This is a genomic window from Mesorhizobium sp. WSM4815, from assembly GCF_055811575.1.
Genome location: NZ_JBVVQS010000098.1, coordinates 19,505 through 38,560, shown reverse-complemented (window position 1 = coordinate 38,560; position 19,056 = coordinate 19,505). Strand labels below are relative to the sequence as shown.

Annotated in this window: 10 protein-coding genes; 6 read left to right on the top strand and 4 right to left on the bottom strand. The window is 63.6% G+C overall.

Annotated features, from left to right (window positions below):
- Positions 1 to 100 precede the first annotated feature (100 nt).
- Genes AC0L2B_RS21295 through AC0L2B_RS21275 form a run of 5 tightly spaced genes read left to right on the top strand, consistent with a single transcriptional unit; the run spans position 101 to position 5,173 of the window.
- Positions 101 to 1,042 (top strand): DUF4350 domain-containing protein, encoded by a 942-nt coding sequence (locus AC0L2B_RS21295; protein WP_473746717.1) that lies wholly within the window; start codon positions 101 to 103, stop codon positions 1,040 to 1,042.
- Positions 1,029 to 1,985 carry an AAA family ATPase gene (locus tag AC0L2B_RS21290; protein ID WP_473746716.1) on the top strand — a complete coding sequence of 319 codons (957 nt, stop codon included), beginning with the start codon at positions 1,029 to 1,031 and terminating at the stop codon, positions 1,983 to 1,985. Before AC0L2B_RS21295 ends, AC0L2B_RS21290 begins: the two co-directional genes overlap by 14 nt.
- A complete protein-coding gene (locus AC0L2B_RS21285; RefSeq protein ID WP_473746715.1) occupies positions 1,982 to 3,292 on the top strand; it encodes a DUF58 domain-containing protein in 1,311 nt (436 codons plus the stop codon). The genes AC0L2B_RS21290 and AC0L2B_RS21285 overlap by 4 nt, the downstream gene beginning before the upstream one ends.
- Positions 3,289 to 4,320: a stage II sporulation protein M gene (locus AC0L2B_RS21280; protein ID WP_473746714.1), complete on the top strand. Its 1,032-nt coding sequence runs from the start codon at positions 3,289 to 3,291 to the stop codon at positions 4,318 to 4,320. The genes AC0L2B_RS21285 and AC0L2B_RS21280 overlap by 4 nt, the downstream gene beginning before the upstream one ends.
- Positions 4,307 to 5,173: an RDD family protein gene (locus AC0L2B_RS21275; protein WP_473516365.1), complete on the top strand. Its 867-nt coding sequence runs from the start codon at positions 4,307 to 4,309 to the stop codon at positions 5,171 to 5,173. The genes AC0L2B_RS21280 and AC0L2B_RS21275 overlap by 14 nt, the downstream gene beginning before the upstream one ends.
- 15 nt (positions 5,174 to 5,188) lie before the next feature.
- On the opposite strand, the gene AC0L2B_RS21270 is transcribed toward AC0L2B_RS21275, so the two are convergent.
- On the bottom strand, positions 5,189 to 5,875 hold the full coding sequence (locus AC0L2B_RS21270) for a D-lyxose/D-mannose family sugar isomerase (protein ID WP_473746713.1): 687 nt from the start codon (positions 5,873 to 5,875) through the stop codon (positions 5,189 to 5,191).
- A 146-nt stretch (positions 5,876 to 6,021) separates the two neighbouring features.
- Between AC0L2B_RS21270 and AC0L2B_RS21265 the strand changes: the two genes are divergently transcribed.
- The gene (locus AC0L2B_RS21265; protein WP_473746712.1) at positions 6,022 to 7,080 is read left to right on the top strand and encodes a D-TA family PLP-dependent enzyme; all 1,059 of its coding nucleotides are present in this window, start codon (positions 6,022 to 6,024) and stop codon (positions 7,078 to 7,080) included.
- An 89-nt stretch (positions 7,081 to 7,169) separates the two neighbouring features.
- Here AC0L2B_RS21265 and AC0L2B_RS21260 read toward each other — a convergent pair whose 3' ends face one another.
- The 3 genes from AC0L2B_RS21260 to AC0L2B_RS21250 form a co-directional block, all read right to left on the bottom strand.
- Positions 7,170 to 7,934, bottom strand: a complete 765-nt coding sequence (locus AC0L2B_RS21260; RefSeq protein WP_027153912.1) for a heme ABC transporter permease — start codon at positions 7,932 to 7,934, stop codon at positions 7,170 to 7,172.
- Between the two features lie 262 nt (positions 7,935 to 8,196).
- Positions 8,197 to 9,969 carry a glucan ABC transporter ATP-binding protein/ permease gene (locus AC0L2B_RS21255; protein ID WP_128170259.1) on the bottom strand — a complete coding sequence of 591 codons (1,773 nt, stop codon included), beginning with the start codon at positions 9,967 to 9,969 and terminating at the stop codon, positions 8,197 to 8,199.
- A gap of 360 nt (positions 9,970 to 10,329) precedes the next feature.
- Positions 10,330 to 18,888: a glycoside hydrolase family 94 protein gene (locus AC0L2B_RS21250; protein WP_473746711.1), complete on the bottom strand. Its 8,559-nt coding sequence runs from the start codon at positions 18,886 to 18,888 to the stop codon at positions 10,330 to 10,332.
- Between the last annotated feature and the right edge of the window lie 168 nt (positions 18,889 to 19,056).

Below are 19,056 nucleotides of genomic sequence, written 5' to 3'. Positions count from 1 at the left end.
GAAAAGCGGCGTTGGCTATGCCGGCCTGGCCGAATGGTTGCGGCTCACCGGCAGGCCGACTTACATGGCTCGGACTGAAGATGATCTCGGCACCTATCTCTTGCTGATCGTCACCATTTCCCCCGACAGCGACCCGGAAGCGCTCGACCATATTCTTGAGCTTCGGCGGGACAGGGATACCCTCTTCGTCCTGCCCAAATGGCAGAGCCTTCCGCTGGAGGAGCACGAAGGATGGAAGATGAAATTCGGGCGATTGCCCGATCCCGTGGTGAACCAATGGCTCGGCCGGATCGCCGAGGAAAAGATCGGTGTTGGGAAAAGCACGATCGAGCAACTCGACATCGAGGGCCGGCTCATTGATGCCCCTGATGAATTGCAATGGGTAGCGGATGACCACCCATTGATAGTGGCGGGCACCAGCCGCGCCGTCCTCACCAAACTCGACGACAAGCCTTTTTATATCCTGATCGACCCCGACCTGATCAACAACGCCGCGCTTGCGGATTCCGCCAAGGCGGCAGCTGCGCTCGACCTGATTGCATTGCTGCAACCCGAGAAGGGCAAGGTCATGTTCGATCTCACGCTCCATGGCGCGGGGCGAAAATACGACCTTGCCAAGCTCCTGGTCGAACCGCCGTTTCTGGCGCTGACGCTGACGATCCTGGCCGCGGCGGCGCTGGCTTTCCTGCACGGCCTCGGCCGGTTCGGCCCACCGCGCGCCGAGCAGCGCGCCATTGCCTTCGGCAAGCGTGCGCTGGTGGATACGACGGCAATGCTGCTGCGACGCGCCGGGCGGCTCGAAGAACTTGGAGGCCGCTATGCGGCCTTGATGCGGGTGCGCGCCGGCGCACTGCTGGGAGCGCCGCAGGGGCTGCATGGCGAAGCGCTCGACCGCTGGCTCGATTCTCGCGATAAGGACGAAGTCAGCGGATTCACCGCGCGGGCGCAAGCCGCCGGCGAGGCGAAAAACCTGACGCAAATGCACGAGGCAGCCGAGCGGCTGCACGATTGGACGGCAAGGAGGCTCGGTGAACGTCGATAATGTGAAGGCCCTGGCGACACGGATCAGGGAAGAAGTGGCCAAGGCGATCACCGGACAGCACGACACGGTCGACCTGATGCTGACCGCCCTGTTCGCCGGCGGGCATATCCTGCTGGAAGGCCCTCCGGGCACGGCCAAGACAATGACCGCGCGCTGCTTCGCGCAGGCTCTGGGTGTCGCCTATGGGCGCATCCAGTTCACGCCGGACCTGATGCCTGGCGATATCGTCGGATCGAACATCTACAATTTCCAGACTGGACAGTTCACGCTGACGCGCGGCCCGATCTTCTGCGATCTTTTGCTTGCCGACGAGATCAACCGCACGCCGCCCAAGACACAGGCAGCACTTCTGGAGGCGATGCAGGAGCATGCGGTCACTTTCGACGGCACCACGCATTCGCTGGGCCGCAACTTCATGGTGGTCGCGACCCAGAACCCGATCGAGCATCAGGGTGTCTATCCCCTGCCCGAAGCACAGCTCGACCGCTTCCTGTTCAAGCATCGGGTCAGCTATCCCGGTCCCGAGGAGGAACGGGCCATCATCATCCATCACGGCGGCGGCTCCGCCTCGCACGACATCGCGCAATACGGCATCAAGGCCCAGACGGATCGCAAGACGCTGGAGAAGGCACTCGAAACCGTCGGCTCCGTCACCCTCGTCGACGACGTCGTCGGCTACATCGCGGCGCTGGTGCGCGCCACACGCGACACCGCCGATTTGGAGGTTGGCGCCAGTCCACGCGCGGGCGCCATGCTGGCCAGGGCGGCGCGGGCGCGGGCAGCGCTCGACGGCCGCGCCTATGTGATCCCAGACGACGTCAAGGCGCTGGCGGTGCCGGCGCTGCGCCATCGCGTCATCCTGTCGCCGGCCGCGCAGATCGACGGCCGGCTGGTTGAGCAGATCGTCTCCGACCTGGTCGACCAGACGGAAGCGCCGCGTTGATCTATCCCAGCGGCCGAGCGGTGTGGGCGGCAGCGGCGGGCGCGGTGCCGGCCTTCCTGGTCGCACTGGCGCTGCCGTCATTGTGGTATCTCGGATTGCTGTGGATCTGCCTGGTGCTCGCCTTCCTGGCGGTGGACACCGCGGCCGGACGCGGGCGGAAATCGCTGGCCGCCAGCCTCCACGCGCCGCCGCAGGTCGGCGTCGGCGGCCAGTTCACCGTCCACGTCGCCGCCCGTTTTTCAGGCCGGATGCCAACCCTGGAGGCGCGCGTCGGTCATGATGAGCGCCTGGCGCCGATCGGCGGTACCGGCGGTCCCCTGGCTGCCACCGGGGATGGCGGATCGCTCGACCTGCGGTTCCAGGCGCTGCGGCGCGGCATCGCCAGCTTCGATCGTCTGTGGCTGCGCTGGCGCGGGCCGTTCGGATTGGTCTGGAACCAGGTCGTCCTGCCGATGCAAAGCAAGGTGGCAGTATTGCCCGACGTCCGCAGCGCCCGCGACCAGGCGATCACGCTGCTGCAGCGCAACGCCCTGCCCGACGGGCATGCGCAGCGCCGGGCCGGCCAGGGTCGGGAATTCGAGGCGCTCAAGGATTATCAGCCCGGCATGGGCCGGCGGATGATCGACTGGAAGCGCAGCGCCCGCCACGGCAGGCTTCTGGCGCGCGAGTTCCGTATCGAGGAGAACAACAACATCGTGCTGGCCATCGACAGCGGACGCCTGATGTGCGAGCCGGTCGACGGCCTGCCGAAGGTGGACCGGGCGGTGGCGGCAGCCTTGCTGTCTGCGTTCATTGCGCTCAAGGGCGGCGACATGGTCAGCCTGTTCAGCTTCGATGCGCGGCCGCGCGTCGCCAGCGGCGCGGTGCGCGGCTCGGCCAGCTTTGCAATGATCCAGAAGCGGGCGGTTGAGATCGACTATTCCAACGAGGAGACCAATTTCACCCTGGCGCTGACCACGCTTGCGGCACGGCTCGACCGGCGCTCTCTGGTGATCATCTTCACCGACTTCGTCGATCCGATCAGCGCGGAATTGATGCTGCGCACCGTCGGCCGGCTCACCGAACGGCATCTGGTGCTGTTCATGATGATCAGGGATGTCGAATTGGAGAGCTTGGCCGACATGCCACCTTCATCAGGCGAGGATGTCGCCCGCGCCGTCGTCGCCGGCGGGCTTTTGCGCGAAAGGCAGGTCGTCATCGGCCGGTTGCGGCTGCTCGGCGCGCATGTGATCGAAGCCGACCATCAAAGGCTGGGGCCGGCGCTGGTCGAGCGCTACCTGCAGTTCAAGCGCGAGGATTTGTTGTGACTGCGCCAGTGCCCGGCGATGCTCGACGCGGCGATGCCGTACGCCAGTCGCTGGCCAGCTTCCGTCGGGAGCGCGAGGCCGACTGGCAGGCGTTCGAGGCGCTACTCGCCCGCGTCGAGAAACGCGCGCCGCGGACGCTGTCGGAAGAAGAGCTGCTGTCGCTGCCGCTGCTCTACCGGTCGGCATTGTCTTCGCTTTCGGTGGCGCGAGCGACATCCCTCGACAGCGCACTGATCGCCTATCTCGAATCCCTGTCGCTGCGGGGATATTTTTATCTCTATGGGGCACGCCGCGGACTACCGCAGCGTGTTGGCGATTTCTTCCTGCATGACTGGCCCGGTGCCATCCGCGATTTGTGGCGCGAGACGCTGGTGTCGGTGGCGCTGATGTTTATCGGCATCGGCGCCGGCGCCTGGCTGGTAGCGTCCGACAAGGGCTGGTTCGACGCGATCATCCCGTCGGGCCTGGCTGCCGGCCGTGGTCCCGACGCTTCGGCCGAGATGCTGCGCAGCATGCTTTATGATGGCGACAATGGCTTTCTCTCAGGCTTTGCCGCTTATCTTTTCACCCACAACGTCCAGGTCGCAATCCTCGCCTTCGCGCTTGGATTTGCTTTCGCGGTGCCGACGGTGCTGCTGATGCTGTTCAACGGCTGCATGCTGGGTGCGCTGTTCCAGGTCTATTGGGCAAAGGGGCTCGGCATGGAACTTGGCGGCTGGCTGGCCATTCACGGCACCACCGAATTGTTCGCCATAGCACTGGCCGGCGCTGCCGGCATGCGGATCGGCACGCGCATCGCCTTTCCCGGCGAGTTGACCCGCATGACGGCAGCCGCCCATGCCGGACGCATCGCAGCGACCGCGATGGTCGGCGTTTCGGTCATGCTGCTGTTTGCCGGACTGCTCGAGGGCATCGGCAGGCAGACGATCACCAGCGATGTCATCCGCTATGCCATTGGCAGCGGCATGCTCGCACTGTGGATCGGCTACTTCTACCTGTTCCAGGTGGTGCGCAATGGCGACCGCTAGACGCGCTGCGCTGGCGACAATGCGCTCGCTGATCACGCCTGAAGGTGTCGACCTTCAGATAAAGCTGGCCGACGCCGGCACACGGGCTGCCGCTTTCCTGCTCGATGTCGTGTTTATCGCCACGGCTGCAATCGCCGTCACGATTGTTGCGATCTTTGGAGTAACCGGTTTCGGCACTGATAAATTGCAGCCGCTTTTCATCGTCTGGATCATCGCGATCTTTTTTCTGCGAAACGTCTATTTCATCGCCTTCGAGGCGGGCCGGCGCGCGTCGACCCCCGGCAAGCGGATCATCGGCATCAGGGTGGCGTCACGCAACGGAGCCGGCCTGTCGGTCGATCAGGTCATCGCCCGCAATCTGATGCGCGAGATCGAGGTCTTTCTGCCGCTGTCGATTATCGCCGGACGCAGTGGGATGGGCGTCGCCGATACGCTGACGACAGTTTTTGGGCTGGTATGGGCGCTGCTGTTCGCCTTGTTCCCGCTTTTCAATCGTGACCGGTTGCGGATCGGCGACCTCCTGGCGGGAACATGGGTCGTCGAGGCGCCTAAGCGCACGCTGATGGAGGATTTGTCGGCACGAAAAGATCCGGTCGCCAGGACTTTTCAGTTCAGCCACGCGCAGCTCGATGCCTATGGCATCGCCGAACTGCACAAGCTGGAAGAAGTGCTGCGCCGCGACGACTATTTCGCGCTGCGGGCGGTGGCTGAGACGATCGGACGCAAGATCGGTTCAACGCCGCAGGCGCATGATGCCCGCCCGTTCCTGACCGCGTATTACGGCGACCTGCGGGCCCATCTCGAGCGAAAGCTGCTGCTGGGCAAGCGAAAGGAAGACAAGCATCAGCGTTAGGAACGAAAGGCCGTCTTACCCCACCCACTTCTCATAGTCCGACACCAGGAGGTGCAGCGGCGCGACGTCCTCGTCGATGTCCGCGAAGCGGCCGATCGGCTCGCGGAAGACATTGTCGGTGAGATCGTCGTTGACGGTCGAAACCTCGCCGATCAGCACGTCCTTGCCCTCGGCCCAGAACGCGTGCCAGACGCCCGGCAGCAGCGTCACGCTCTCGCCCGGATCGAGCTTCAAGAGTCCGCCCGCCGGCAGCCGGTGGATGGTCCCGTCGACCGGCACCGATACTTCCGCCTTCGGATCGATGCCGCCATCGCGATCGTGCATGAACAGCTCCAGCACCAGCTTGCCGCCGCCGCGGTTGATGATGTCCTCGGCCTTGATGTTATGGCGATGCATCGGCGACAGCTGATTCTTGCGCGAGATCATGATCTTCTCGGCATAGAGCATGCCCATGCCCTTCTTCATGTCCTCGTAGCGACCGTTGCGAACGGTGAACAGGAAGAGGCCGAGCTCGTCGAACTTGCCCTGGCCGTAATCGGTGATGTCCCAGCCGAGCCGCGAGGAGAAGATGGCCGACGAATCCTGCCGGCGCGCCTTCATCTGTTCCGGGGTCCAATAGGCGAAGGGCGGCATGATGTAGCCGAACGAACGGATGAAGGCATCGGCGTCGCGGATGATGTCATTGATAGCGGAGCGTTTCATGGTTGTGGTTCCTTCCCATTGGCCTGGGTGACCTCCAAACCGAATAGCCGAACACCGATCCGGTGTCGACGTAAACCGCGTGCTGGCCTCATGACATCCGGGCCGATCAAGGCCATAAGTCCAGGCAAATCCCAGGGTGAAAATCCATGCTGAGCATAGACGACCTCGACACGCCGGCGATCCTGATCGATGTCGACCGCGCCGAAGCCAACATCGCGCGTGCGCAGGCCCACGCCGACCGCCACGGGCTGAAGCTCAGGCCGCACATCAAGACCCACAAACTGCCCTACTGGGCCAAGAAGCAGATCGCATGCGGTGCAGTCGGCATCACCTGCCAGAAGATCGGTGAAGCCGAGGTGATGGCCGATGCCGGCCTCACCGACATTTTTCTGCCTTACAACATTGTTGGCCGCGCCAAGCTGGAGCGTCTCAAGGCGCTGCACGGCCGGGTGACACTGTCGGTGACATCAGACAGCATGGAGACGCTTGCGGGTCTCGGCGCCACCTTCACCGATCCAGGCCGGCCGCTACAGGTGCTGGTGGAGTGCGATACCGGTATGGGCCGCTGCGGCGTCCAGTCGGCCAGCGAGGCTGTCGCGCTGGCCAGGGAGATCGACAAGGCCAGGGGGCTCGCCTTCGGCGGGCTGATGACCTATCCGGCGGCAGGCCGCGCCGCCGAGGCCGAGGCGTGGCTCGCCGATGCGCGCCAGGCGCTCGCCGCATCCGGCCTCGCCTGCCAACGCATCTCCAGCGGCGGCACGCCGGATATGTGGCGCGCAGGCGAGGCTTCCGTCGTCACCGAGTACCGCCCCGGCACCTACATCTACCTCGACCGCTACCAGGTCGCCAAGGGCGTCGGAAGCCTCGACGATTGCGCGCTGACGGTGCTGTCGACGGTGGTCAGCCATCCGACGCCGACACGGGCCATCCTTGATGCCGGCAGCAAGGCCTTGTCCAGCGACACGCTGGGGCTGCCCGATTTCGGCGAATTGCTGGGTATTCCGGGCGCCACCGTCACCAGCCTCAGCGAGGAGCACGGCAACGTCACGCTTTCCGGCGACGCCAGGCTGCGTATCGGCGAGCGCGTGCGCATCGTGCCCGACCATTGCTGCGTCGTCACCAATCTATTCGACGAAGTTCACTTGATCGCCGGAGAACGGGTGCTGGAGACGCTGCCGGTGGCGGCGCGCGGCCGCATGGGGTGAGAAGCGGTCCGCGGAGCGGACGGAAAGCCAATTGCTTGGCTTTCGAGCTTTGACCCCCTGAGCCTGCGAGGGGGCAAAGCTGAACGGAGTCAGGCTGATTGCCGTTCGGCCTGCCGTGCCGCGACGCGGCGCATGGCAATGACCCGGCGACGCAGGATTTCCGTGCGCATCGCCATCAGATGCAGCGCGAAGAACAGCACGGTAAAGCCCAGAGCCATCACCAGCAACGGCCGCAACAGGCTGGGATCGATGGTCGGCCCGCCGAGCCGGATCACCGAAGCCGGCTGATGCAGCGTGTTCCACCAGTCGACCGAGAATTTGATGATCGGGATGTTGATGAAGCCGACCAGGGTGATGACTGCAGCGGCCCAGGCAGCGCGCGCTGCATCGTCGAGGGCCCGCGTCAGCGCAATGATACCGAGATACATCAGGAACAGCACGAACACCGAGGTCAGCCGCGCATCCCACACCCACCAGGTGCCCCACATCGGCTTGCCCCAGATCGAACCGGTGATCAGCGCGAGCGCTGTAAAGACGGCGCCGATGGGTGCCGCCGATTTCAGCGCGACGTCAGCCAGCGGATGGCGCCACACCAGCGTGCCCAATGCGGAAACCGCCATCAGCGTGAAACACATCATGGCCAGCCAGGCGAACGGCACATGGATGTACATGATACGTACGGTGATGCCTTGCTGGAAATCCTCCGGCGCCGTGAAGCTCATGTAGAGCCCGGCGGCCAGGAGGAGTGTGGCGATGGTTGCCAGCCACGGCACCACCTTGTCGGCCAACCCGACAAACCGCGTCGGGTTGGCGAAATCCATCCAGCCGCTGAGGCGTGAAGTCAGGTCACTCATGCGGCTTTACATAAACCGGCGACAGGCTGGGGGCAACTACAGCAGGCGCGGTCTTGCCTTCTCCCCTTGTGGGAGAAGGTGGATCGGCGCGCGCAGCGCCGAGACGGATGAGGGGTGTTGGACGGAGTGAGGCGCTAACGAACCTGATCTGCCGTGCGCCTGACTCTCGATTCTGGATGGAGGGTTTGCGCCAAGCTGGAACACCCCTCATCCGGCCGCTTCGCGGCCACCTTCTCCCACAGGGGGAGAAGGAGGCGCTAGTTCAGGCGGCCGCGTCCGTGATGGTTCGGCTGAGGCGGCGGACTTCCTCGTCGTTGAGCAGGCCGCCGGCGCGCAGCAGGCTGGCGAAGCGGCCATTGCGCATCGACAATTCGGCAAAGCCACCCATTTCGACCACCTTGCCCTTGTCCATGAAGACGACCAGATCGGCATCGCGAACAGTGGTCAGGCGGTGCGCGATGATGAAGGTGGTGCGGCCGCGCCGCAATTCGTCGATCGCTTCCTTGACGCGGTCTTCCGTCTCGACGTCAAGCGCGCTGGTCGCTTCGTCGAGCACCAGGATGGGTGAATCCTTCAGCACGGCGCGCGCGATTGCGATGCGCTGGCGCTCGCCGCCCGAAAGTTGTCCACCGCGTTCGCCGACGACCGTATCGTAGCCGTTGCTCTTCGACAGGATGAAATCCTGCGCGGCAGCGGCATTGGCGGCGGCGTGGACCTCATCATAGGTCGCCTCGGCGCGCCCGACACGGATATTGTCCTCGATCGAGCGGTTGAGCAGGCCCGCATCCTGGAACACGGTGGCGATCGAGTGGCGCAGCGACTTGCGGGTCACCGTGCGGGTATCGATGCCATCGATCAGGATACGGCCGCTGGACGGCGAAAAGACCCGCTGCAGGAGATTGATCAGCGTGGTCTTGCCTGCGCCGGTCGGGCCGACGATGGCCACGGTCTGGCCGGCATGGACCTCGAACGACACGTCGTTCACGCCCTGCCCCGAATTGGCGAATTCGAAGTTGACGTTTTCGAAACGCACGTGACCAGTGACGTTGACCAGGTCACGCAACCCGTCCGGCTCGGCGGCCTCGGCCGCGGAGTCCTCAAGGCGATAAAATTCCTCGAGCTTGGCCCTGGCTTCCGAAATCTGGTTGGCGAAGGCCGACATCTGGTCGAGCCGGGCGATCAGCAGCGTGGCAAAGCCGGTAAACGCGATGACGTCACCGATACGCAATTGGCCATGCATGACCAGATAGGAGCCGATCAACAGCACGACCATCATCGAAATGGTCGACGACAGACGGTGCAGGGCGTTGGCCAACGCCCACCAGTCGAGCACCGGATACTGGGCATCAAGCAGATTCTTGACATAGCGCTTCAAGGCGTCGGTCTCGTGGCCGATGCGATTGTAGCTCTGCAGCACGGCGACATTGCTGACCGAGTCGCTCACATGCGCGAACACCTGGTGAAAATGCCGCTCCACGGACGCCTGGCCTTCCCTGGTGCGACGCATCACCAGCCGGCCAATTCCGACGTAGAGCGCGCCCAGCGCCAGCAGGACCATCGACATGCGAATGTCCATGCTGAGCGCCGTCGGCACCAGCAGAACCAGCGCGACAACCGTGGACAAATGCTGCCTCATGAACTCGAGCCAGAGGCTGAACAAGGTCTCGACCGCGCGCAGCAGCGTATGCAGGGAATTGGAGGTGCCGCGCTGATGATGCCAGGCAAGCGGCATGGTGATCACGCGCTCGAATGATTGGCAAAGAACCTCGCTGCGCCGCGCATGGGCAAAACGGTCCGCGCCGCGCGCCACCAGAACGAAGGCGATGACGTTGAAGACGCCGATACCGGCCCATAGGCCGAGCGTCGAAAAGACCGAGCCGCTATCCGAAATGGCATCGATCACCCGTCCGAACATGATCGGCTCAAGGATGGCGATAATCGCAAGCGCGACATTCGCCCCACAGATAAACGCGACGCGTTTTCTGTCGGCAGCGAGATAACCGAGCGCTCTCCAGTAGATTTGCAGAAGGGACACTTCAGCTACTCCGGCAAATTGTTATTGTGCACTGCATCATTTTCTGACTCGTACTCGTTGACGTGTCGCGAAACAATGCCCTCGTACCCCTTCAGTTCCCAATTCGCGAACAAAAGATGGCGACGCTGCGAAATCTGTCGTGATCACCTAACGGTTTGAGAAGAAAGGTAAAATGTCAGCCTTGCGGCAAAATCGTGGCAGGCCGGAAGCACTGCCGAAATTTTAATCAGCAACTTGGCATGTACGAATCCCAAAAGCCTGCATCGGCTTTTGGGATATCTCATGCGCAATAGAATTGCTCGAGCAACTTTAAATAACGCACATCCTCAAGATGTACAAAGACGCTCCAAATCCTTGAAGCTACGCCGGTATCCTGACGACCAGATCGGCCTTGTCGCCGGCTTTCGGTTCGAAAGACGAAGCCTTCGTCTTTTTACCATTTACCTCGAGCGAGACGGCTTTGGCCTTCTTGTCGCGGACAACCTGAACCCTGAGCTCGGCCCCCAGCACCTTGAGCGTTGCCGCATAGCCATCCCAATGGCTGGGCAGTTTCGGCCTGAACTGGATGCGCTCGCCCCTGCGCTCGATGCCGAGGATGCCTTCGACCGCTGCGCGATAAAGCCAGCCGGCCGAGCCGGTATACCAGGTCCAGCCGCCGCGGCCGCCCTTGCCTTGCCCTGCGTAGACGTCTGCCGCGACGACATAAGGCTCGACGCGGTAGTGCTCGGCAGCGGCTTCGTCGGGTGCATGGTTGACCGGGTTGAGCATCGAGAAGCAGCGGTAGGCGTCGTCGACGCGCCCCATTTCGGCGAGCGCAATGACGAACCATGTCGCCGCGTGGGTGTACTGGCCGCCGTTTTCACGGACACCCGGCGGGTAGCTCTTGATGTAGCCTGGGTTCTGTTCCGTCCTGGAGAAGGGCGGCGTGAAAAGCTTGACGATGTTGAGCTCGTCGTCGACGAGCATTTTCATCGCCTGCTGCATCGCCGTCGTCGATCGCGCCGGATCGCCCTCGCCCGACAGCACGCTCCACGACTGGGCAATCGAGTCGATCTTGCATTCCTGCGAGCTGCGCGACCCCAGCGGCGTGCCGTCGTCGAAGCTGCCGCGACGGTACCATTCACCGTCCCAGGCCGTGCTTTCCAGCGCCCGCTTCAGCACGCCCGCGTGTTTTGTCCAGGCTTGCGCGCGCTTGGCGTCGCCTTCCGCCTTGGCGACAGCTGCAAAGTCGCCCAGCGTCTTCAGCAGGAACCAACCCAGCCAGACGCTCTCGCCCTTACCTTGCTCGCCGACACGGTTCATGCCGTCATTCCAGTCACCGCCGAGGATCAGCGGCAGTCCGGCGGAGCTGCTGCGCTTGATGGCAAGGTCAAGTGCGCGCGCACAATGATCATAGAGTGAAGCGGTCTTCTTCGATATCTCCGGCGTGAAAAAGGCGTCGTGCTCGCCTTCTTCCAGCGACGGCCCTTCGATGAAGGGCAATTGTTCCCTGAGGATCGCGGTATCGCCGGTCACCAGCAAGTAGTGTGCCGTGGCGTGGGCGAGCCAGACCACGTCGTCGGAAATCATGGTGCGGACGCCTGCCTCGGTTCGCGGCAGCCACCAATGCTGCACGTCGCCTTCGGGGAATTGCCGCCGCGCCGCGTTGAGGATCTGGTCGCGCGCCAGTTTCGGATCATGGAGAAGCAGGGCCAGCGTGTCCTGCAACTGGTCGCGGAAGCCAAAGGCGCCGCTCGCCTGGTAAAACGCCGAGCGGGCGCGGATGCGGCAGGCAAGGCTCTGATAGGGCAGCCAGTGGTTGACCATCGCGTTGAGCGCCCTGTCCGGCGTCTCGACCTGGATGGTGTCGAGAAACCCTCGCCAGGTGCGTTCATTGTCAGTCAGCCGCTGATCGAAATCCTTGCTGCAGTGATGCTGTACCAGCGCGCTGGCTTCCTCGGCAGAGGTTGCATCGCCGAGCAGCCAGAGCAGCGTCACGTCGCCGCCGGCAGGAATGTCGACGTCGCGTGCAATTGCCGCACAAGGATCGTCGCCCGCCTCGACGCGGCCCGACAGGCTTGCGCCGCTGAGCACGGCTTGCGGGAGTTCGCTGGTGCCGTGGCGGCCAATGAACTCGCCGCGGTCGGCCGTCACCGAGTGTGGAGCGCCGTCGGCGGCCAGGAAGGCGACCCGCTCGCTGAAATCGAGCCCGTAGGGATTTTGCGCCAGCAACGCGCCCGTCGCGGCATCCCTGGACGGAACGATGGTCGCCGCCGTGCGCGAACGATGGCTGCCAAGAACCCATTCCGCATAGGCATAGACGCGCAGGCGCGCCGGCGCCGAACCGGAATTCTGGATGCGCAACCGGGAGATTTTCACCGGATCGACGGAATCCACCACATGGGTAAGGTCCATCGACAGCGGCCCGCGCTTCGAACGGAAGGTCGAAAACCCCTGCCCGTGCCATGTTTCGTAGGTCATGGCGGGATCGCGGAAGACGGCGGCCAGCGGCGAGAATGCCCGGCCGCTGGCATGATCGTAGATATAGATGCCCTCGCCTGGCCGGTTGGTGACCGGGTCGTTCGCCCACGGCGTCAGTTGATAGTCGCGGCTGTTTCGGCTCCAGCTGAAGGCGGCGCCTTCAGCCGAAACGTGGAAACCGAACGAGGCGTTGGAGACGACATTGATCCAGGGCTGCGGCGTCGTGCGGCGGCCAGCAAGGCGCACGACATAGTGGCGTCCGTCGCCCTCGAAACCGCCAAAACCGTTCCACTGGTTGAGCCCGCTGCCGTCGGCACTGCCGTCGAACGAGGCTTGGGCCCACGTCTGTGGCGCCGGCGGAGACGGTTCACGAAGCGCTGCTGCACCCGCCGGCTGCAAGGCGTCCCGCGCTTGCAGCGCAGCGGCCTCGGCGCGCTCGATCTGATCGAAGATGGTGCCGTTGCGCGTGTGCAGAACGACGCGAGCAGTGGCCAGCAGCGTCCTGTAGGTCGCCTCGTCCATGAGGTCGCGGCGCACCGCAAAGATGTGCTGGCGGGGTCCTAGCTCCTTGCCGCGCAGGCGGCTGTTTTCGCACAGCGTCTCGACCGCCCGTTGCAGGTCCTGCACGTAGGACGAAGCCTGCTCGTTGATGACGACAAAGTCGATCATCATGCCTCGGGCGCGCATGTATTCCTGGAAGCGGAGCGCCTGGGCAACGATTTCGAGATCGGCGACATCGCCGATCCTGACCAGGAAAATCGGAAAGTCGCCGGATATGCTGGTCGGCCATAGGCCCGATTGCCTACCGAGCCCGGAAGCGATCGATTCGGCCGGAAGCCGCAGGAACGGATCCGGATAGATCAGGTAGCGCGCCAGATTCTGCACATTGGCGGCATCGGCAAGGCTGAGACCGAGATGCCGGGTCTGCACCTGTGAGCGGGTCCAGGCGAGCATCGCCTGGCGCGCGAAGGCTTCCGGATGATCAAGCCGCGCAATGGCTTCTTCGAGTTCGGCACGGTTGGCGCCGACGGCAGTCCAGAAGGTCAGCGCTATCTTCTTGTTGGCCGGCACGCGCACCTGTCGGCGAAGTGCCGCGACCGGATCCAGCGTGAAGCCGGAATGGCCGCCAAGCTTGGCGCCGGGATCGAAGGCGGCGGCCTCGGTAATGGTGCGGCCGCGGCCTATGAAGGCGCGCCGGTCGGTTTCGGCCTCGGCGTCGCGCGTCGACCCAGACGGGTCGGTGACGAAATGCACCATGGCGACATCAGGCTCGTCCGTTTCCCGCTTTCGTCTGGTGGCGAAGATCGCTGCGTTATTCGCAGCGATTTCGGTTTCCACGAACATTTTCGAGAACGCCGGATGCGCGTTGTCGGATGCTTCGGAGCCCAGCACCAGTTCAGCGAACGAGGTCACTTCGATATGCCGGTCGACCGGGCCGTCATTGTAGAGCGTCACCCGCCGGCCTTCGCCATTTCCTTCCGAAATGACGATGCATTCGACCTCCGAACGCAGTGATCCCACTGACTTGACGAAGCTCGCCTTGTCGTCGGAGAACAGCGTCCGCACCTCTTCGTGGGTGGCACGCTTCGGCTCGGCGGTGGCCGACCACCAGTCGCCGGTGCCGGAGTCGCGCAGGAAGATGTAGGAGCCAAGCCGATCCTCGGTCGGGTCCGGCTGCCAGCGCGTGACGGCAAGCTCGCCCCAGCGACTATAGCCGGAGCCGGTCGCGGTAACCATGACCGAGTAGCGGCCATTGGACATGACGCTGGTCGAACGCAGCGCCTTGAGCGGGTTGAGCACGATGCGCGTATCGGGGCTCTCGGCTTCCGTTTCGTCCTTCGACCGTTCGTCGGCCTCGGTCCTGACGGTGGCGGTCGGGATGTCGCGCGGCGCTCTTTCCTGCAGCAGCAACTCGGCCGACTCGATCACCGGATCGCTGTGGAAGCGGTCGCGCAGGCGTCCTTCGAAGATGGCGTCGGCGACGGCGGCGATCGACATGCCGGAATGGTGGGCCATGTAGTTCAGCACGACGACATGGTCGGTGCCCTCCGGCACGCGTTGCGGCGTGAAATCGACCGCATCGTAGAAGCCGTGCCGGCCAAGGGCGCCGAGCCGCCGCAGCCTAGCCAGGTTCTGCACCGATTCACGCGGGGTGAACTGCGCCGCCAGCACGGTCGCATAGGGGGCAATCACCGTGTTCTGGCCAAGACCTCGCTTCAGGCCCAGCCCAGGCACGCCGAAATTGGTGTACTGGTAGGTCAGTTCGCGATCGCGGGCGTTGTAGGCCGCTTCCGAAATCCCCCAGGGCACGTCCTTCGAGCGGCCGTACTGGATCTGGCGCTTGATGATGAGCTTGCTGGTCTGGTTGAGGATGCTGCCTTGCGGCTCCTTCATCACCAGCGGCGGCATCAAATACTCGAACATCGAGCCGGACCAGGACATCAGCGCGCCCTTGAACCCGATCTCGACGATCGGCCGGCCGAGGTGGAACCAGTGCTCTGTCGGCAGATCGCCCTTGGCTATGGCGAACAGGCTGGTCAGCCGCGCCTCGGAAGCCAAGAGGTCGTAGCAGCTCTCGTCGAGCTGATGCTCCTCGACCCGGTAGCCGATCGACAGAAGCTTGCGTTCCTTGCGCATGAGGAAGGAGAAATCCATCTCGAAGGCAAAGCGGCGCGTGCGCTCGCGCAACGACAGAAGCTTGGCCCGCAGCGCCTCGACGGCAGTGTCGTCGCTATGCGCGTCATGGACATGCGCTTCGCAGGTGGCTTCCAGTCTCGCCGCCCAGTCGGCGATGGTGTCGCTCTGCGTCGATGCGGCCTCAGTATGGATGGCGATGGCGAGCTTGCGGATCTCGCCGGCCAGAACGGCCAGGTTGATGGTGCGGATCGACGCCATCTCGGGCTGTGCCTTGATCGATTCGACCGCGCGTCGCATGCCATCGAGGCGATCGGCAAGTCGCTGGCGCAACGGCCGCAACTGACGGCGGTCGTCAGGCAACTCGGCCAGGCTTTCGTCGAGGATCGTCACCGTATCGAGGATACCCTCGAAGTCGCCCTGAAGGTGGACTGCAGGCGCTTCCGCCCATTCGGCACAGGCTGCCGCCACCGCGACCAGATGGCCGGCGAGATTGCCGCTATCGACGGCGGAAATGTACAGCGGATAGAGCGGCTTCAGCGTCGTCGTGTCATACCAGTTGAAGAGATGGCCGCGCTCACGCGGCATGCTCTCGATAGTCGACATCGTCGCGTCGATGCGGGTGGTGGCGTCGGACAGGCTGATCCAGCCGAAATCGCGCGCCGAAACAACTGACAGGAGATAGACGCCGATATTGGTCGGCGAGGTGCGGGGGGCCACGACAGGCGCCGGGCTTTCCTGGAAATTGTCGGGTGGCAGATTGTGATGCTCGGCCGTCACGAAGGTCTCGAAATAATGCCATGTGCGCCGCGCAATCGTGCGCAGCACATGGATGTCCGCCGCCGATATGCGCAAACGGTCTTCGGTTTCGGCCGAGCGGCTGATAAAGAAGGCGAAGGCCGGCGAGCCGATCCAGAACAGCGCGAAGAAGAAGGCGACGAAAGCTCCGGTGGAATCGGCCACAACAGGGATGGCGAGGCCGACGACGCCGACGATCACCGCGCCGTACATCATGCCGTAATAGGAGCCGAGATCGTTGTCGCCAATCTTGTGAGCCTGCGAGGCAGTGCGCCATTCGAGCATGTTCTTCCGGCTGACGAACAGGCGGTAGAGCGTGCGAATGATGGCATCGCCCATCATCCAGGCGAGATGCGCCATCAGCACGATCTTCAGAGCCACCAGGGCGGTGCCGAAGACGACGTCGCGCGCCAGCGCCGAGAAATGACCGCGCGGCGTCTGGTCGCCGCTTTTCGGCAGGATGGCGTGGACGATGTCGAACGTGGGCGCCATGAAAAGTGTGAGGATCAGCAGCGCCTGCCATTGCGCGGCCTGGGTGAAGGGCAGCAGCGTCCAGCCGGCGATCGCGGCCATCACCCAGAAGATCGGCGTCAGCGACCGGCGCAGATTGTCGACCATCTTCCAGCGCGACAGCGCCGGCACGCCGGAACGCGGATTGAGAATGAAGCCCAGAAGCTGCCAGTCGCCGCGCGCCCAGCGATGGTGGCGCGACGCGTCGACCGAATAGCGGGTCGGATAGTCCTCGACCAGTTCGACGTCGGTGACCAGTGCCGCGCGCGCCAACGCGCCTTCGAGCAGATCGTGGCTGAGGACGGTGTTTTCTTCGATGCGGCCCTTCAGCGCCGCCTCGAAGGAGTCGACGTGATAGAGCCCCTTGCCGGTGAAGGAGCCGTCGCCGAAGACGTCCTGGTAGATGTCCGAGACGGCAAATACGTAGGGATCGAGGCCGCGATTGGCAGAAAAGACCCGCTGGAAGAAGGATGCGTCGTCGCCGCTGGTCAGCGACGCGGTGATGCGCGGCTGCAGGATGGTATAGCCGGCGGTGACGACGCGCTTTGCCGCATCGTAATGCGGACGGTTGAGCGGATGGCAAAGCTTTCCAGCCAAACTGGCGACGGCATCGCGGGTGGTGCGCGTATCGGCATCCAGCGTCATCACATGGATGACGTTTTCCGGCAACGGCACGTCCAGCGGCAGAAAGGTGGTGTCGCTGTCGCCACGCAGCAGAAGATTCAGTTCGTGGAGCTTGCCGCGCTTGCGCTCCCAGCCCATCCAGGCGCCCTGGGATTCATTGTAGAGCCGCCGGCGGTGCAGGACGTAGAAACGCGGCGCGCCTTCGCTGGGATAGCGGGCGTTCAGCCGCGCGATCTCGTCGCGAGCATATTGGAGGATCTCGATATCCGCCGCATCGATTTCGGTTTTGCTGTCCGGCCAGTCCGAAAGCAGAGCGAAATGGATTTCGTCCGCCGTGTTGGCCAGGTGGTGCACTTCGATGTTGCGGATGTTCTCCTCGACGTCGTCGCGCGAGCCGATCAGCGACGGCACCACCACCAGCGTGCGCGCCTCGGGCGGCATGCCGCGTTTATAGTCGTAGCCGACGAGGCGCGTCGGCTTCAGGAACAACGTTACAACGGTGTTGAAGAAGGCAAGCGCGCCTTCGCTGGCCGGCACGGCAAACAGCGCCAGCATCAGGACGATCGACGGTATGGACAGGCCGAGACTGGCAAGGGCGTTGCCGGAGAGGACAAGAAGCAGGACCGTCAGCGCGAACACCGGCACGACAATGCCCAGCCATCCGGTCTTGCAGAACGCCCGTTTGATCGTGACGCTGACCGTCGGCCGATAGCCGATCGCCTTTTCCAGTTCCAGCCGGCGCGGGCCGACCAGAAAGAACCCGACGTCGGTGTGAGCGTTCGGACCGGTGACGGTGGTATCGGCGATGGCGGCATGGCCGGCGAGTTCGATCGCCTTTTCAGCAACACGGAATTCGGAACGATCGGAGCGGCGCGCCATTTCCTCGATCGCGGTCCGGTACTGGTCGCGCGAGAAGAAATCGAGTGCGGCGAAATCGGTGCGCTCGCGCAGCAAGGTGTCGATGCGGCTGACATCTTCGAACCAAACCGTCCAGTCGATATCGTTGATGAGCCTGAGGCCGCGGATGATGTTGCCGGTGGTTACGTTGCCGCTGGACAACGTGCGATGCTCGCTGATGATGATTTCCTCGGCGTCGGAGCCGGACCTTTCAAGCTCGCCCTCCAGCCATTCCAGCGCCCTGCCGGCATTTTGCGACCCGTCGCGCAGACGGTAGAGCAATTGAGTGGCAAAGGTGGTGTCTTGTGCATGGGCGACGTAGTTCGACAGGATCGCCTGACGGTCGGCGGTTTCATCGAGTGCCAGCACGCGGTCTGCGACCTCGTTGGCAATCTGGCGCATCTGCCGGGTACGACTGACCCGAACCGCGATCCGGCGAAGATTTTCGATCAGAACGAAGCGCAGCAGCGATGGCAGCGCCCAGAGCTCGCCGATCTTCAGCGGCTCGACGGCCTGAAAGCCTTCGACGATCGCCTTGAACATGGTCGCCGAGACCGAACTGTCCGAATGGGCGACATAGGTCCAGGCCAGCGCAAGGGCCCGCGGCACGCTGGCGCCGTCGGACAGTTTCAGGGTCGGCAACTGACGATAGAAGCGGCGTGGCAGGTCGCGCTTGACCTGGAAGATGGTTTCCTCGACCAGATAATTGTTGTCGAGCAGCCATTGCGCCGCCGGCGTGATCGTCTCGCCTCTCGCCTGCGCGGCATTGGTCGAACGGTAGACTTCGAGGATCTTGCTGGCGCTGTCGCGGACGCGTGGCTGGAAATCGAACGGCTCCAGCCCGAACAGATCCTTGACGTCACCCTTGGCGAGGCTTGCACCCAGTGTGCGCAGGCGCTCTTCCGGCAGGAAATTGGAGCGTATCGGCTCTTCCGTGATGGCCGGAAAGCTCGCGCTCGTCTTTTCCATTTGGGTGGGGTCTGTCTGTATATTCATTGAAAATTCCGCATGGGGGACGCGTTAGCGGCGTCACCGCCACGGCAATGTCCTAGAACCGGTTGAAATGGAATTGGTTGCATCGAAACAAGGGCCGAAATATTTTCGCACCAAGACCTGCAGACGAACCACCTCCCTCCCGCCGGGAGTTGATCGACGGAAGGATTC